20 protein-coding genes are annotated in these 15,796 nt (G+C 43.2%); 17 read left to right on the top strand and 3 right to left on the bottom strand.

Translation table 11 applies throughout. From position 1 onward, the window contains the following. The first annotated feature begins 6 nt into the window (after positions 1 to 6). The 14 genes from cobT to ACHUFM_RS11555 all read left to right on the top strand — a co-directional run bounded on the left by cobT (position 7) and on the right by ACHUFM_RS11555 (position 8,848). Positions 7 to 1,068 carry a nicotinate-nucleotide--dimethylbenzimidazole phosphoribosyltransferase gene (gene cobT / locus ACHUFM_RS11620; protein ID WP_394182413.1) on the top strand — a complete coding sequence of 354 codons (1,062 nt, stop codon included), beginning with the start codon at positions 7 to 9 and terminating at the stop codon, positions 1,066 to 1,068. A gap of 45 nt (positions 1,069 to 1,113) precedes the next feature. After that, positions 1,114 to 1,899, top strand: a complete 786-nt coding sequence (locus ACHUFM_RS11615) for an adenosylcobinamide-GDP ribazoletransferase (RefSeq protein ID WP_394182412.1) — start codon at positions 1,114 to 1,116, stop codon at positions 1,897 to 1,899. Next, the gene (locus ACHUFM_RS11610; protein ID WP_394182411.1) at positions 1,896 to 2,507 is read left to right on the top strand and encodes a histidine phosphatase family protein; all 612 of its coding nucleotides are present in this window, start codon (positions 1,896 to 1,898) and stop codon (positions 2,505 to 2,507) included. The genes ACHUFM_RS11615 and ACHUFM_RS11610 overlap by 4 nt, the downstream gene beginning before the upstream one ends. Before the next feature lie 72 nt (positions 2,508 to 2,579). Beyond that, positions 2,580 to 3,194, top strand: a complete 615-nt coding sequence (locus ACHUFM_RS11605; protein ID WP_063332719.1) for a trimeric intracellular cation channel family protein — start codon at positions 2,580 to 2,582, stop codon at positions 3,192 to 3,194. Between the two features lie 22 nt (positions 3,195 to 3,216). After that, positions 3,217 to 3,831 (top strand): cob(I)yrinic acid a,c-diamide adenosyltransferase, encoded by a 615-nt coding sequence (gene cobO / locus ACHUFM_RS11600; RefSeq protein ID WP_394182410.1) that lies wholly within the window; start codon positions 3,217 to 3,219, stop codon positions 3,829 to 3,831. A 209-nt stretch (positions 3,832 to 4,040) separates the two neighbouring features. Beyond that, entirely contained in the window at positions 4,041 to 4,484 is a 444-nt protein-coding gene (locus ACHUFM_RS11595; protein WP_013796931.1) for a tetratricopeptide repeat protein, read from the top strand. 29 nt (positions 4,485 to 4,513) lie between these two features. Beyond that, positions 4,514 to 4,735 carry a hypothetical protein gene (locus ACHUFM_RS11590; RefSeq protein ID WP_394182409.1) on the top strand — a complete coding sequence of 74 codons (222 nt, stop codon included), beginning with the start codon at positions 4,514 to 4,516 and terminating at the stop codon, positions 4,733 to 4,735. Continuing rightward, entirely contained in the window at positions 4,725 to 5,228 is a 504-nt protein-coding gene (sodN, locus tag ACHUFM_RS11585; protein ID WP_394182408.1) for a superoxide dismutase, Ni, read from the top strand. The genes ACHUFM_RS11590 and sodN overlap by 11 nt, the downstream gene beginning before the upstream one ends. An 81-nt stretch (positions 5,229 to 5,309) precedes the next feature. Then, on the top strand, positions 5,310 to 5,612 hold the full coding sequence (sodX, locus tag ACHUFM_RS11580) for a nickel-type superoxide dismutase maturation protease (protein ID WP_394182407.1): 303 nt from the start codon (positions 5,310 to 5,312) through the stop codon (positions 5,610 to 5,612). Between the two features lie 129 nt (positions 5,613 to 5,741). Beyond that, complete coding sequence (locus ACHUFM_RS11575) at positions 5,742 to 6,362, top strand: YitT family protein (protein ID WP_394182406.1); 621 nt, start codon at positions 5,742 to 5,744, stop codon at positions 6,360 to 6,362. Between the two features lie 146 nt (positions 6,363 to 6,508). Beyond that, on the top strand, positions 6,509 to 7,039 hold the full coding sequence (locus ACHUFM_RS11570; protein WP_394182405.1) for a GNAT family N-acetyltransferase: 531 nt from the start codon (positions 6,509 to 6,511) through the stop codon (positions 7,037 to 7,039). A 17-nt stretch (positions 7,040 to 7,056) separates the two neighbouring features. Next, complete coding sequence (locus ACHUFM_RS11565) at positions 7,057 to 7,746, top strand: pseudouridine synthase (protein WP_394182404.1); 690 nt, start codon at positions 7,057 to 7,059, stop codon at positions 7,744 to 7,746. A 27-nt stretch (positions 7,747 to 7,773) separates the two neighbouring features. Further along, positions 7,774 to 8,145, top strand: coding sequence for a DUF2750 domain-containing protein (locus ACHUFM_RS11560; protein ID WP_394182403.1), 372 nt, complete (start codon positions 7,774 to 7,776; stop codon positions 8,143 to 8,145). Between the two features lie 82 nt (positions 8,146 to 8,227). Continuing rightward, positions 8,228 to 8,848, top strand: a complete 621-nt coding sequence (locus ACHUFM_RS11555) for a TetR/AcrR family transcriptional regulator (RefSeq protein WP_394182402.1) — start codon at positions 8,228 to 8,230, stop codon at positions 8,846 to 8,848. Positions 8,849 to 8,872: 24 nt separating this feature from the next. Here ACHUFM_RS11555 and ACHUFM_RS11550 read toward each other — a convergent pair whose 3' ends face one another. Then, positions 8,873 to 12,316 carry a PAS domain-containing hybrid sensor histidine kinase/response regulator gene (locus ACHUFM_RS11550; protein WP_394182401.1) on the bottom strand — a complete coding sequence of 1,148 codons (3,444 nt, stop codon included), beginning with the start codon at positions 12,314 to 12,316 and terminating at the stop codon, positions 8,873 to 8,875. A gap of 465 nt (positions 12,317 to 12,781) precedes the next feature. On the opposite strand from ACHUFM_RS11550, the gene ACHUFM_RS11545 reads away from it, so the two are divergent. The 3 genes from ACHUFM_RS11545 (at position 12,782) to ACHUFM_RS11535 (ending at position 14,618) form a co-directional block, all read left to right on the top strand. Then, positions 12,782 to 13,141 carry a DOPA 4,5-dioxygenase family protein gene (locus ACHUFM_RS11545; RefSeq protein ID WP_394182400.1) on the top strand — a complete coding sequence of 120 codons (360 nt, stop codon included), beginning with the start codon at positions 12,782 to 12,784 and terminating at the stop codon, positions 13,139 to 13,141. 218 nt (positions 13,142 to 13,359) lie between these two features. After that, positions 13,360 to 13,842: an FKBP-type peptidyl-prolyl cis-trans isomerase gene (locus ACHUFM_RS11540; RefSeq protein WP_394182399.1), complete on the top strand. Its 483-nt coding sequence runs from the start codon at positions 13,360 to 13,362 to the stop codon at positions 13,840 to 13,842. Positions 13,843 to 14,090: 248 nt separating this feature from the next. Then, a complete protein-coding gene (locus tag ACHUFM_RS11535; RefSeq protein WP_394182398.1) occupies positions 14,091 to 14,618 on the top strand; it encodes an Mpo1 family 2-hydroxy fatty acid dioxygenase in 528 nt (175 codons plus the stop codon). A 143-nt stretch (positions 14,619 to 14,761) separates the two neighbouring features. On the opposite strand, the gene ACHUFM_RS11530 is transcribed toward ACHUFM_RS11535, so the two are convergent. After that, on the bottom strand, positions 14,762 to 14,965 hold the full coding sequence (locus ACHUFM_RS11530; protein ID WP_394182397.1) for an RSP_7527 family protein: 204 nt from the start codon (positions 14,963 to 14,965) through the stop codon (positions 14,762 to 14,764). 132 nt (positions 14,966 to 15,097) lie between these two features. Beyond that, positions 15,098 to 15,748, bottom strand: coding sequence for a 5,6-dimethylbenzimidazole synthase (bluB, locus tag ACHUFM_RS11525; protein WP_394182396.1), 651 nt, complete (start codon positions 15,746 to 15,748; stop codon positions 15,098 to 15,100). Positions 15,749 to 15,796: the final 48 nt, after the last annotated feature.

Here is a 15,796-nt window from a genome sequence, read left to right as displayed (position 1 = left end):
TAGGCCTTGTTACCGTCGTTTCAAATTCAAGCTCCTTCGTCGGCTTTTGACGTGGATCTACAGCATAAAATTGACACCAAAACTAAGCCGCCAGGTTCGTTAGGATTCCTTGAAAAACTTGCTTTTCAACTGGGGCGAATTCAAGGCAAGACAACACCGAACGTCAGTCGTGCCAAGATGATTGTATTTGCAGCGGACCATGGTGTGGTCGATCAAGGTATTAGCTTATTTCCACAGGAAGTGACGCCACAAATGGTGATGAACTTTTTGATGGGAGGCGCGGCGGTGAGTGTGTTCTGTCAGCAGCATAATGTGCCATTGCGGGTTGTTGATGTTGGTGTGAAAGTAGATTTGGACGATCATCCATTGTTAGCCAAGCGCAAAGTGGCCTATGCTTCTCAAGATTTTAGTCAAACGGCAGCCATGACGTCTGAGCAAGTTGCTAAGGCGCTGCAAGCTGGGGTAGAAGAAGTGGATCAGGCCATAGCAGAAGGCAGCCAGCTATTGATGTTTGGTGAAATGGGCATTGGTAATACCTGTGTTTCATCTTGCATGATGTCGGCGTTATTAGGTGAGGACGCCACTCTGACGGCGGGCCGAGGGACTGGCTTGGATGACCATGGAGTGTCTCACAAGGCAAACATTATCCAGCAGTCTTTATTACGTGCCGAACAAGAAACGGGTCAGCGTATGGCTGACTGGAGCCCACAAACCCTTGCTGAGCAAGTCGGTGGTTTTGAAATATTGGCAATGGCTGGGGCTATGCTGCAGGCTGCAAACCAGCAGACCGCTTTTGTCGTTGATGGTTTTATTTGTTCCGTGGCTTTGTTGTTTGCTCATAAAGTGTCGCCCTTGGTGAAGGAGTACGCTATTTTTGCTCATCAATCAAATGAACAAGCGCATCAACGTTTACTGGAGTTTCTTAACGCGGAGCCAATTTTGTCCTTAGATTTGCGTTTAGGGGAAGGTTCTGGTGCGATTTTGTCTTACCCTTTAATTCAAAGTGCCTGTGTTTTTATGGCACAAATGGCCAGTTTCGAAAGTGCCGGTGTAAGTGATCAAGCCTAATATCGATTGATGGTTTGGTGGGGTGGTTAAGGGTATGAGAATAGTATGAAAAACGTATTAGCCAGCGCTTATTGGCAAGGCTTTAAACGCAGTTTAGCAACATATACGCGCATTCCATTACGAGTCGATTGGCGTGATGATATTGAACACCTTCCGGCAGTGAGCTTTTTGCCATGGGTGGGTATCGTCATCGCTATTTTGAGTGCTTGGCCATTATGGTTTGATTGGTCAACCTCGTTACAGGCGCTGTTCATGTTACTGACGGCTGTGCTTTTAACGGGGGGCTTTCATGAAGATGGCTTGATGGACAGTTGTGATGGTTTGGTCGGCGGTTGGGATAAAGAGCAACGCCTAACCATTATGAAAGACTCACGTTTAGGCAGTTATGCCGCTCTGACCATTTGGTTTTCCTTAACCTTGAAATGGTTGTTGTTGAGCGAGCTATTAAATACCGCCTCAAATTCTTTTTTAGGCTTAATCTATTTGATCACTTCTTGGTGTGCTGTTCATGTCTTGGCGCGCGTTTTTCCTCTTGTTTTGATGCATTGTCTGGATTACGTCACATTAGGTGAGAGTAAAGCCAAAAGCATGATTGCCCGATTTGGTATGAAAGAATGGGGGGTGGCTTTGGTGCCCTGTGCGATTTTGGCCATTTTGTCTTTGAGTCTATTGGAAATTGCACTCGTTGCTGTGTTGGCTGCGTTGTTTTTATTGGCCATACGTCAGTATTTACAGCATAAGATTCAAGGCTTTAATGGTGATACCTTGGGCGCTAGCGAGCAACTGGGCGAAATCTTTATGATTGCGGCTTTATTGGTGTTTGCATCATGAAACTGCTTCTAGTTCGACACCCCAAACCGGATGTGAAAGCGGGTTTATGTTATGGGGATATGGATGTGCCGTTGGTGAAGGGTTGGCAAACGCATGCTCAGGCGTTAAAAGCGTCGCTGAATTTAGAGTATGACAATGACAAGACTCGTTGTTATCACAGCCCTTTAAGCAGGGCGGCCTTATTGGCGAACCACATCAGTGATGGTCAGTCTCAATCTGTTGATGCTTTACGAGAGATGGATTTTGGTCATTGGGAAGGTTTATGTTGGTCTGATATACCGCGGCAAGAGATGGAAATTTGGGCTAGCGACATTGTCAATGAAAACCCATTTCAAGGTGAAACTTTGCAAGCTGTGGCAGATAGAGTATGGCAATGGTGGCTAAGTGTGAAAGATGAGCCAATGGATGCTTGTGTGCTAGTGGCGCATTCAGGAGTCATTAAAGTGCTTGTCAGTCTGTTGTGTGAATGGCCTTTATCAAAATGTTTTCGTATCGATGTTGATTTCACCAGTGTGAGTGAATTCTCCATACAAGGTGAATGGGTGTCATTAAAGCGTTTGGGGGCAGGGGATTGGTTTCTCAATACGTCTGAACAATCAAGTGAATGATAAAAAACGGCTCATAATAAAATGACTTAGCAATCGTTGAGGTGGCTTAGTTTGACAGAGACAAATTAAACAATGTTGTTATATCTATTAGGTATGTTTGGGATAGCGGCTTTTGCTGTGACCGGGGTGATCTCATCGGGTAAAAAAGACATGGATTTGTTCAGTGTGGTGTTTTTGGGCATGGTGACCTCACTTGGAGGCGGTACCATTAGAGACACGGTATTGGGCGTTGAAGATGTTTACTGGGTCAGTGATACCTCTTATCTTTGGGTCGCTTTTTTATCATCTTTGACGGCTTTTTTTGCGGTGCGTTACATGGAGGATCGACAGAGCGTTTTCCACTATGCTGACTCTTTTGGTTTGGCTCTGTTTACCGTGGTGGCCACGGAAAAAGTATTGGACCTAGGTTTTGCGCCAACGATTGCCATCACTATGGGAGTGATCACCGGCATTGCAGGGGGCATTATTCGAGATGTGTTGAGTCATCGTCCGCCATTGGTATTAGGCAGAGAGTTTTATGCAACACCGGCTTTTCTGGGGGCGTTATTGTTGGTACTACTAGAAAAAAACATACCTTCACATGAATTTAACTCGATTTACGCCGTGGCATTAGTCTTTATACTGAGGGTCTTTGCAATCCATAAAGACTTATATTATCCAAGCTGGTTACTTTATAAAAAGCGTTAAGAGATAAAAGAGGACAAGGCTAATGGCAAATACAGCAACGCAAACCGAAGCCGAAAAACAGCAAGCACGTTTGTTAAAAAAGAAAGCGGTTGTGGATCAGCGTATTGCCGCTGCGACAGAAGAGCGTGGAGTGACCATTTTGTTAACGGGCAATGGCAAGGGGAAAAGTTCCAGTGCCTTCGGCACCATGGCGAGAGCATTAGGTCATGGCCAAAAATGTGGTGTGATTCAGTTTATTAAAGGTCGTAAGGCCACCGGTGAACAACTCTTTTTCGGTGAACATCCACGCGTTGAGTTTCATGTAATGGGACATGGTTTTACATGGGAAACCCGTGACCCTGAGCTGGAGCAAAAAGCGGCGAATCAGGCTTGGTCTATGGCTAAGGTTATGCTGGCTGATGAGAGTATTGATTTCGTTTTGTTGGATGAAATCACCTATATGTACAAATATGGCTATTTAGATGAGAAGGATTTAATCGATGCGTTAGCCTCTCGTCCAGCACATCAGAATGTTATGATGACAGGGCGAACCGCGCCGCGAGCTCTACTGGATTCTGTAGATACTCACAGTAAGATTGCCAATGAACGGCATGCGTTTGCTGGTGGTGTAAAAGCCCAACCAGGTATTGAGTGGTAGTGTTTCTTTAGCGCATACAATATGCTTACATGTAATTAAAAGGTCAGCGATAAGCTGGCCTTTTTTGTGCCTGTCTTTTCCAAGTTTTCGAAAAAAACATTATTAATAATGAGATTTATTCTCAAAATAACTGGATTTATTTTGCTTTGTTTACGATAATGATTCTCATTAGATCTTAATGATTGACCTGCTTGGTCGCGGAGGAAACGATGCAAAACTGGGAACGTTTAACAAGACAAGCCAATAAAGCTTATTCAAACCATGATTACTCAGACTCCATCGAGCTTAATCAACAAGCACTTCAGCAGGTTGAGCAATCTTTTGATGATGATTTTCATCAAGACGCTGAATCTGTTGTGGCGGCCGCGGCAGTGAGCTTTCTCAATATCGCTGAGTCTTATACGGCTCTGGGCGACTTCCTATCTGCCAACACGCAATACGAAAGCGCGGTGAATTTTTTACAGGCTGTCATTGTGCGTCCTGATATGGATGAGGACCAACGTGGATTGATTATGAGAACAGCAACTCACATTCGTTTTGAATGGGAGTTGTTCTCACAGAGTCATAGCAAACATGTTATGGCTCAAAGTAAAGCGCTGATGCGTTCTATTACAAATGTTGTTACCAGTCAGGCCACTATGGTGCGCCATTAAATTCGCTTTAAATTGATAAGGATAAATATATGAAATCTGCTGTTAAATCGCTTGTTGCTGGTCTCTGTTTGGCTCTGATGAGTTCAATAGTGCTAGCACACCCAGGTCACGACCATGCTCATTGGTCTAGTGAGTTGATTCATATGTTAACTTGGCTAGCCATTGCCAGTGTGATCGTAGGCGGCTTAATTTATAAGCAAGTACTACGTCGTAAAGGTTCTAAGCAGGAGGATAAAAACCATGATGCATAATATGGTGAAAGTGTTAGACAAGGTGATTGGTTTTAAAACCGCTCAAGCTCACTGCGATATTCCGTGTAAGATTTACGATCCCTCAACCGCTTTATTGGCAGCGTTAAGTTGTGTTCGCTTGATGGATCTGATTAAAGAAATCGAAGACAAAGAAACATTAACGGTTGCAGATTATGCTCAAATCGCCCGTTTAGTAGGTGAAAAAGAGTCGGCGAGCACAGAGGTAAAAGAAGCGGTTCGTATTATTTGGGGAGACTATTTTAAAGCACCTCAATTCGAACAAGTGCCTAACGCGCATGATTTGACCCACAGTATTATGTTGCAAGCCTCAAAATGTAAGCAAGGTATTAAGCGTGAAGAAGGTGAAAAGCTGGTGTCATTAGTGAATGAATTTGCTGAAGCCTTTTGGTTAACGAAAGGGGTCGCAACCTACAGAGCACCTTGTCCTTATCCACCTATGTTGGACACTGTCTACCCTGATCTGAAGGGGTGATTAGTTTTATGAATATCAGGAAAGGACAACGTCTTTTCCTGATATTTTGTCTCAGCCGTATTATCTATTGATGAAGGAGGGATGATGTTGCGCTTTATTAAAGTTCAAGGGGAAAGCATGGCCCCCAATCTTCACGATGGCGATTTTGTCTTTATTAGTCGTTGGTATCGTAAGCTCAAAATTGGCCAGCTCGTTGTGGTTGACCATGCTTTATATGGCTATATTGTCAAAAAAATATTACATATCGCACCGGATGGGCAGTTATGGCTTGGTGGTGAAAATAATAAAAGTCTTCAGTCTGAGCGGATTGGTTGGGTATCACCAAGACGTGTCATCGGAAAGGTAATTGGTCGTATTTGCGCTTCTCAAAGGAAACCCCAATAAAGTGTCTATAAAAGTAGACACTTTCCTCAACCCCCTAGAATTTGTGTACTCTGCTTATCTTGGTCTCGTTGATTTTTTTCTCTACAATCCCGCCCATTACGAATTAAGCACAATACTCAAAGGAAAAGTATGTCTACCGCAGAGTTACCAAACGTTCAAAAACATACCCGCTTAGAAGACATTCAAGCCATGGTAATCGGTACATTAATCATCGCATTAGGGGTGAATTTGTTTACTCAAGCTGGGCTATTAACCGGTGGTTCTGCTGGTTTAGCATTTTTGATCCAGTACTCAACTGCACTTACTTTTGGCCAAGCATTTTTCTTAATTAATCTTCCATTCTACTTATTGGCTATTTGGCATTTTGGCTGGGGTTTTACATTGAAAACTTTTTTTGCTGTTTTTTGTGTCTCAGCTTTTTCGGATATCACCCCTATGTTGGTGTCGTTTGAGGCTGTTGATGCCGTTTATGCTAGCATGACCGGTGGCTTTTTAATGGGTGTCGGCTTCCTCATGTTGTTTCGTCATAATGCTAGCCTTGGTGGTGTGAATATCCTTGCTCGTTACCTAGCTGAGAAGTATGGGATTTCTATGGGGAAGTTCCAAATGGTGATTGATTGTATTATCGTAATGATGTCAATCTTTGTGGTGGATTATCGCTTGATCATTATTTCGTTTATTGGTGCGATTGCCCTCAATATGATCATTGCAGTGAATCATAAGCCAGGACGATATATGGGCAATGTATAAAATAGTATAACTTATCTAAAAAGCGGCATTTGCCGCTTTTTTTTGTGTATTTATCCACTCAATCGCGGATTTTTATACTTAAAATTTCCTAAAATATGGCCTCTCGGGTATGATTACGCCAAATGTAAAACAGAGGAAATAAGCGTTTGGAGTTATTAAAGGTAGATAACCTTAATCCTTATCTAGATGATCTTGTTGAATTACTCATTGATGCTGTTGATTCAGGTGCGCCGATTGGCTTTTTACCGCCAATGAGTGAACCAGAAGCCAAAGCCTATTGGTTGTCCGTAAATGATGAACTGCTCGGAAATGCTCGCCAAGTTTTGTTAGTACGAGAGGATGATAAAGTGGTTGGCAGCGTGCAGATCGGCATGTCGCCTAAAGCCAATGCTTTACATCGATGTGACGTTGAAAAACTCATGGTACACACTCAAGCTCGTGAAAATGGTTTAGGCCGTACCTTGATGCAAGGTGTTGAGCGAGTCGCTGCTGCGATGCAAAGGCAACTCTTAATCCTTGAAGTACGAAGTGATGACATTGCTCATGATATGTATGTCAACATGGGATACATTCCATTTGGCGAAGTGCCTGGTTATACCCGCAGTGCGAATGGCATGCTGCACAACTCCACTTTCTTTTATAAAGAAATTGAAACCACCCATGAAGTATTTTCTTAATCAGCATAGGCCAACCATTGAGACTTGATTTTTATTTATCCCATGTGACTGAACTTGCTCGTAAAGCGGCTAAAATTGCGGCAGCGAAAGGGCGAGTAACCGTCAATGGTGACGTAGTTAAAAAAGCCAATTATACAGTGCAAGAATCGGATCAAATTTGCCTCGACTCTGAATTACTGGCATGGCCATCAGAAGGCTATTATTTACTGAACAAACCGGCAGGTTACGTTTGTGCTAATCAGGACCCTGAACATCCGATTGTATTGGATTTACTGCCAGCACACCTTGGCCAACAATTAAACATAGTTGGTCGACTGGATAAAGACACAACGGGCTTGTTGTTGCTGACAACCGATGGTCAATGGTTGCATCGTATCACTTCTCCTCGGCATGTTTGTGACAAGCGATATCGTGTTCATTTGGCGGCCCCTATTTTGGATGAGGCGATACAGCAACTTGAAAAAGGGGTGCTGTTAAACGGTGAAAGTCAGTTAACAAAGCCTGCTAAGGTGGAGCGTATCGCAAGTGATGCCATCTATCTCACTATTCAAGAAGGTAAGTACCATCAAGTGAAACGTATGTTGGCGGCTGTAGGGAATCGAGTAGCAGAGCTGCATCGTGATCAGATTGGCCCTTTACAACTGGATGAAGCGCTTGCCGCGGGAGAATATCGAGCCTTAACTAGCGATGAAGTGGCTTACTTTTAAAGACTTAACGATAAAGAGAAAAACACAATGACAGAATTATCGATGGATCAAAGAGTACAATTGTTGGTGTCACCAGACAGTGAGCGTTTAGGCTATTTTATTGAACAAGCTAAGGCCACTCAGCAGGTCTGGAGTTTAAGCAACGAAGAAGGCTTTGTCATGGTTGAAACAGACGATGGTGATTGTGTGATGGTATGGCCTGATGCTGAGTTTGCCAGCCAGTGGGCAATTGAAGACTGGGATGATTGTGAGCCAGTGGCGGTTTCTCTTGATACATTTAAAACCGAGTGGTTACCAAGTCTTGCCGCCGATAAGATCACAGTGGCTGTTTTTCCGAATATTGAAGACGAAGGGAAACTGTCGACTGCGGAAGAATTGACCACTCTTTTAGCCGAGTAGTGACGATTAATAATAAGCCATTCGTAGGCATAACGAATGTGCGTATTTGCTATGGGATATCAAAATTAAGGAACGACCCCTTATGAGTAAGCGCCAAAATCATCGTGAAGAAGTCTTTGTTAAAATACTGGATGCCGCTGAAGTTGAGTTCGGGTTGAAAGGGTATAACGGTGCTAGTTTGCAGCATATTGCGGAACGTGCAGGTCTACCAAAGCCCAATATTATTTATTACTTTCAGTCGAAAGCGAACCTATATAAACAGGTGTTAGATCAGACACTGACGGGCTGGAACGATTTGTTTGACCGTGCCACGGTAGAAGATGATCCGGCAGAAGTGTTAGACAGTTTTATCCGAGTGAAGTTAAAAAACAGTTTTGAGAAGCCTGTAGCATCACGTTTATTTGCTATGGAAGTTGTTAGTGGTGCAAGCCACATAGGGGATTATTTAAAAGAAGATCTACGTCCATGGTTTGTGTCGCGGGTTGAACTATTAGAGGCTTGGATGGCCGCTGGAAAAATGCGCCAAACTGATGCGGCTAGTCTGATCTTTATGATCTGGGCAACGACTCAACACTATGCTGACTTTGAGGCACAGGTGCTCGCATTAAGTGGTAAGGACGGTTACGACGAAGACGACTTAATGCGTATTGGTGATGCGATAAGCGGCATTGTCCTTGCTGGTTGTGGTCTTACTAAGGCCTAGTATTTGTGTTGATTTAGGCTAAGTTCAGGTTTTTTGCACATGACGTATTAACGCTCTGAGCTTGGCTGGCTTAGCCGGTTTGGCCATATAACTGATCTGTTGAGCTTTACAGGTCTCAATTAAATCAGGTTCTCTGGAAGCCGTTAACAATGCTGCGGGAATGCAGTAACCGGCTTTCTCTCGTAAGGCTTGAATCAGGTTAAGACCGTCCTTATCATCGTCTAAATGATAATCTACTAAAAGTAATTCTGCTTCCCCTTCTGCTAAAAACGCTTGGTCATAACTTTGAAAACTGCGACACTCACATTGCCAGTGTGCTAAAAGGCTCGCCATGGCGGCTAAGTTATTGGCATCATCGTCGATACACCAAACACGACAACTGGTGTGATCCTGAGTTTTTTCATCTGATTCAATTTTCGTTTTGGCAAACGGGGCAGCCTGGTTCGTCGCCATCGGAATATGAATGCTAAAACAGCTCCCTCTACCTGGAATAGAGCGCACTTGAGTGACGAGGCCTAGCTGTTTTTGCATACGGCGTACTAAACCTAATCCTAACCCCATACCCGGTTCTTGCGTATTTTCCCAACGATAGAAGTCATCAAATACCTTGTCTTGCTCTGCATCCGGAATACCTACACCTGTGTCCCATACTTGCAACAGGACTTGGTTTTTACGTGGGCGAACACTCAATAGAACTCGGCCTTTTGCTGTATATTTCACCGCATTAGAGACAAAATTTTGGATGATACGACGTAAATAAATAGGATCTGAATAGACATTAAATGAGCGTACATAAGTACTGAGTTGAATGTTCTTACTGGCCGCGATGACGTCAAATTCTGCGATGATGGGCCTAAGAATATTATCTAAGCTACAAGTTTCAAGGGTTGGCTGAATGGCACCTTGATCTAAACGTGCAATTTCTAACAGGGTCGAAATCAGCGCTTCAGTGGACTCTAATGAGTCGGACAGCTTTCGAATCACATGCCCTGTGTCATCTTCTAATTCCGTTGAGTTAAGGATGCCCATGTAGAGTTTTGCCGCGTTCAGTGGCTGCAAAATGTCGTGACTGGCTAAAGCAAGGAATTCAGTTTTTGACGCATTGGCTTGTTCGGCTTCGCCTTTGGCATCCATTAAGGCTTTTTCGGCTTTATTTCGGCGGTTTATTTCTTGAAGTAGCTCATGGTTGATACTTTGTACTTCTTCTGTGCGTGCCTCTACACGTTTCTCAAGGTCGATGTTGGCTTCTTTGAGAGCCTGTTGGCTTTCAATATACTCAGTAATGTCGGTAAAACTGGTGACAAATCCGCCATCTGGTAATGGGTTTCCGATCATTTCAATGACTCGACCATTGGCTCGGCGGCGCAAGAAGCGATGGGACGTCCCTTTTTTCAGATGATCGAGACGTTTGTTGACTAAGTCTTCGATTTCACCTACACCACATTCGCCTCGTTGGGCGTTGTAGCGGATTAGTTCCTCCACAGGTAAACCGACCTTGAGCATGCCTTCTGGGTAGGGATAAAGTTGTCGGTATGTCTTATTCCAAGCGACGATTCGTAAGTCTTTATCAACGACACTGATGGCTTGGTCAAGATTGTCCATAGAGACAAATAGTAGGTTCTGGCTAAATTGAATGGCTTGAGTGGTTTCGTCTAAGTAAGTCACCATTTCTTCTACCTTGATTTGTTTGTCGATCAAGATAGAGTTAATGATGGTACGGGCTGATGAGCCGCCTAATACGCCCCCTAAAATGCGCTCACAATAATCCACAAATAAGCGGTTAGGAGAATCGTTAGGTGTCATGTTCTGATTATAGTCGCGGCCAAAATTGTCCAGTACTTGTTGTGACTTTTGCTTACCCAAAAACGTCTCTAGCAAAACGAAAAAATCACTGTTGGTCGCTTTACTTTTGGGTTTAAAGAAACCTTTTTCAAGTTCCGTTGTTGGGCTGACAAAAGCAGTTGCTTGAATTCGGTCAATCAATCTCTCGGTTGACAGCAAAGACCCCACTATATAACCAAAAATGTTCGCTAATAAACTGATGAAAGCGCCATAACTAATCACTTCAGAGCGTGATTGTTCACTGTCTAAACCCCATTCGATGCTACCGGTTAATGGCAACATCATGAGTAAAATCCAACTGATAAAGCCAAAGGTTAAACCCGTATATACACCATAAGCATGACCACGTTTCCAGTAAAGTCCGCCGAATACAGCTGGCATTAACTGAAGCACTAACGAAAACGCTAAAACTCCGGTTCCGGATAGGGATTCATGGTTGGCCATTTTCTGATAGTAAAGGAATGACAGAGTTAGTATCCCCATCATGGCCAAACGGCGAATCACTAAAATACGTCGTCGATAAAGAGGCAACGCTTGTTGCTGTGCACTGGCGCGAGCCAGCATGATAGGCAAAATTACATCATTGCTAATCATGATGCTTAAAGCGAACGTCGCGATGATTGTCATGGCCGTTGTTGCAGAGATACCGCCGAGAAAAATTAACATTTGTAAGGGTAGATTATCTGACACCAAAGCAAATTGAATGACATAAGTATCTGGATTGACATTAGGCGAGAACAGACCTTGGCCAGCAAGAGAGAGGGGGGGGATGATGAGAGCGAAAATCGCTAGATATAAAGGGAACATCCATCGAGCCATGTTGGACTGTCGCTTGTCTTGATGATCAACAACCGTGACGTGGAATTGTCGTGGCAGACAAATTACTGCTGCCGCGGCCATAAAGGTTTGCATTAAAAAAGGAAATGATAGGAAGGCGTCAGGGTGCCAAACAGATACATCGATTTTCCCTTCTAACGCGGCAAAATTTAAGTCTTGTGTCATGGCCCAGACGACTAATCCAACGGCGATAATGGCAATTAACTTGAAAAGAGATTCTGCGCCAATGGCCAACATCATGCCTGACCGATACTCAGTGACTTCTACCTTTCGAGTACCGAACAGCATGGCGAAGACGCCCATCAGTATGGTCGCAATCAACACAATGAGCGTAGAAGAAGATTCATCTTGGTTAACGAATAGGGCAAAATTAGAGCCGATGGCTTTGAGTTGTAATGCAATATAAGGAATGACGGCGAGCATACAAATTAAGATCACCAATGGTGCCGTCATAGGACGTTTGCCATACCGAGAAGAGATGAAATCAGCAATCGACGTGATGTTTTGCTTGTGACTGACGGTGATCATTTTACGCAATAACGGAAAGGCGAATAAATACAATAAAATGGGACCTAATAGGATTGGCAGATAATTCCAACCAGAGCGAGTGGCTTCGCCAACTGAGCCATAGAATGTCCAAGCGGTGCAATAAATCGCCAATGAAAGACTGTAAACCAGAGGGTGTCTGGTTAACTTCTTCGCTTGAGGACCTTCCTTATCTCCCCACAGAGCGATAAAAAATAGGCCCATCACATATAAAATAGCTAATAGAATCCAAAAAAACGTCATGGCCTAAGCACCTGAATATAAAGCATTGTTTTATTCTTTGAAGAGAAAATGTAACACACTTATTTTGATAATCCTCTAAGACTTAGGTCGTGTTAGGGAAGGTGCGAATAAGCCTTCTTGCCTCAGCAGGTGGATAAAAGCCTGTTATTCTAGGCACTCAACAAAGAATACAGGCTTTTAGACCTTGCCCTCGGCAACCGCTCCTGCGTTGCCCTACTACACCACATCCTTGTGGTTATGCATTGCTCTTATTACCTACATCCTTGTAGGCATGCGGGTCTTTCAGAGAAAATATCCTACTGCGTTGCGACTCTTTGAAAGGTACCTACATTCCTTCAGAGTCGCGCCTTATTTGACGATTTCTCTGAAAGACTGAGTCTTAGTAGACTTATTCGTACCTTCACTAGCCGATCCTAAAAGGCTTAGGGCATGTTAAACTGCTTACGAATATTGAGGAGAAACAGCATGACGTTACCAGATCATACTCAGATTAAGGCTTTTCACGCCCATCTGTATTACCAAGATGAAAAAGGGTTAGTAATGGCGCAAACATTAGCCCAGCAGGCCTCTGATCTGTTTGATATTCGAGTGGGGCGTTTCCATCAAAAGCCAGTGGGGCCTCATCCATTGTGGAGCTGCCAGCTGTCTTTTGCGGCAGAGACTTTCGGCGACTTTATCCCGTGGTTAATGATGAATCGTCGAAGTTTGGATGTTTTTGTTCACCCTTTGACTGGCGATGATTACCGTGATCACACCCAAGGTGTCAGTTGGTTAGGGCAATCACACACATTGGATACGTCACAATTTCGAGCGAAAAAGGTTTAATTACATAGGGTGAGGGGACTTTTTTCTATTTTTTCTCAAAAAAGATGGCGCTAGCCCTTTAAAAATAGCTTATAAGACCAAGATCTACGAACTGGTGATTCTGTTATTAGAACGTTATCATAACTAACGCTCGGGTTCGTGTTGTGGCGGTGTATCGCAAAATTGTTTGCTTGTATCAAGCGCTCGTTCCCTTATTCAAGATAAAGCTGGAGAAGACAATGCAAATTTCTGAAAACACCGTTGTGAGCATGCACTACACATTAACTGACGACCAAGGTCAGCAACTCGATTCTTCGGTTGGTCAAGAGCCATTGGTGTTCTTAAGCGGTGCACAAAATATCATTGACGGCTTGGACAAAGCGCTTCAAGGCAAAGCATCTGGCGAAAAATTGACAGTATCTGTCGCTCCAGAAGATGGCTACGGTGAGATTCATCAAGAACTGATTCAAAAAGTACCAACTGAAAACTTCCAAGGTGTGGATGACATCCAAGTTGGCATGCAGTTCATGGCGCAAACCCCTGGTGGTCAGCAGCCAGTAACGGTTATTGGTGTCGAAGAAGATGGTGTGATGTTAGATGGCAATCATCCTCTAGCAGGTAAAACATTGAACTTTGATGTTGAGATTGTGGAAGTTCGCGAAGCTTCTGAAGAAGAAGTTGAGCATGGACATGTTCATGGTGAAGGTGGTCACCACCACTAAGCGTTAGTGCACCATAATTGATTGAAAAAGCGGCTTCTTCGGAAGTCGTTTTTTTTATGTGTATTTGTAAACAGATTTAAGCGTGTACTTTTTGTCATTCTTGATAAAGCGGAAGATGTGAGTTTGCTTGAAAAACGCGTTATAAACAAAGCTTATAAATGGAAATATGATATTAATAAATGGTATTGACTAATATTATTTTGATGCGTTTTACTGATATCTAAAACAATAATAAAAGAGGTCAGATCATGAAGAGCCTGCTAGAGCATTTATCCCAATATGCCTATTACCATCAAGATAGACGTAATGTTGCCACGCATTTTATTGGTATTCCAATGATTGTATTAGCCATTGCCATATTGCTTTCTCGCCCGAATTTTTCTGTTTTTGATGTGCCTCTTACGCCTGCAATTATGGCGGTGGTGCTAAGCAGTGTATTCTATTTGTCATTGCATTTTTTGATCGGACTTGCCATGTCCTGTCTTTTGATACTTTGTTTGTTAATCGCAGATTATCTTGCCGAACAAACGACAGTCGAGTGGTTAGTGAGTGGATTGGGTCTGTTTGTTGTTGGCTGGACTTTTCAATTTATTGGCCATTACTTTGAGGGTAAAAAGCCTGCTTTTTTGGCTGATGTTATCGGCTTGATCGTTGGGCCGTTGTTTGTCTTTGTTGAATTGCTTTTTGTATTGGGTGCCAAGGGCGAATGGAAAAAACAGATAGAGCAATTTTGCGATCTTAAAAACCTAGAAAATGATAAGACGGACGGTCTTTGATTACGGCCATGAAATGATTGATTAAAGAAGGCGGGAAGCGCTATAAATTATTTTTAGCGCCTTTTCCGTAAGGAGTAAGCCAATGAGCCTTCACAAGAGAACTCTCAAGAAAAGGGCTTACTCTAAGCTCTTTTTAGAAAATCTTAAGCGTGTTGTGCAGAAGAAGATACTAGGCTCGTTTTGATTTTAGCCACTACAGATTTGATGGCTTTGCCAGCGGCTGCGAATGTAGCAACAATGAATTCAGCGCGTTCAGCACGAGCAATTGCGATACGAACATCAGCGTCAGATAGGTAAGCCGCGTTTACGTTATTGATTAGTTCAGAGACAGACTTTGAATTGTTCATAATGTTTTCCTTCTTTATCAAATGACCCGCTTTTGGCTGGTCTATGGTGAATTTTTTCGATGTGTTTATGATAAGAAGTGCCAACAAAGAAGACAAACGATAAAAAATACCCTCAAAGATGAATTTTATTCACTAATTTTTCTCTTGCCAGACATCGTAATGAATAGCCGATTCAATAGAACGACGTGTTAACCAGCCAGCTTTTTCTAAATCCGGCGTGTCTTGAAAGGCATCTACGTAGCCAATACAAAGGTAAGCAATAATCTCAATGTTATCTGGTATTTTTAGAAGATCTCGAAGCACCTGATCATGCAAAATACTCACCCAACCCAGTCCAATATTTTCAGCCCTTGCGGCAAGCCATAAGTTTTGAATGGCACAAACTGAACTAAATAAATCCATTTCAGGTTTCGCTGTTCGGCCTAATACCACAGGCCCTGTTCGACCACGATCACAGGTCACACATATGCCTAAAGGCGCTTCTTCTATGCCTTCCAGTTTGAGCGTTTTGTATTTTTTCTGACGATCCCCTTGAAACAGCTCAGCCGCTTCGCTGTGGGCTTGTGAAAAGCCTTGTTTGATTTTGGCTTTAGTGTCTTTATCGGAGACTAAAATAAAATCCCAAGGTTGCATGAAGCCGACACTGGGAGCGTGATGAGCTGCGAGCAGCATGCGTTCTAATATCTGTTTTGGAATGGGAGTTGATTTAAATTCGCGACGAACGTCTCGTCGACTAAAGATGGTTTTATAGACGGCATCGCGCTCGTTTTCGGTAATGGTCATAACATCGACTCAGTAGACTAAAAGAGCCTATTATGATTTGGGCAAGAA

This window comes from Marinomonas posidonica, from assembly GCF_043643765.1.
Taxonomy (GTDB): Bacteria; Pseudomonadota; Gammaproteobacteria; order Pseudomonadales; family Marinomonadaceae; genus Marinomonas; species Marinomonas posidonica_A.
Note: the sequence above shows the minus strand (reverse complement) of the source record. Positions and strands in the feature narration are given on the sequence as shown.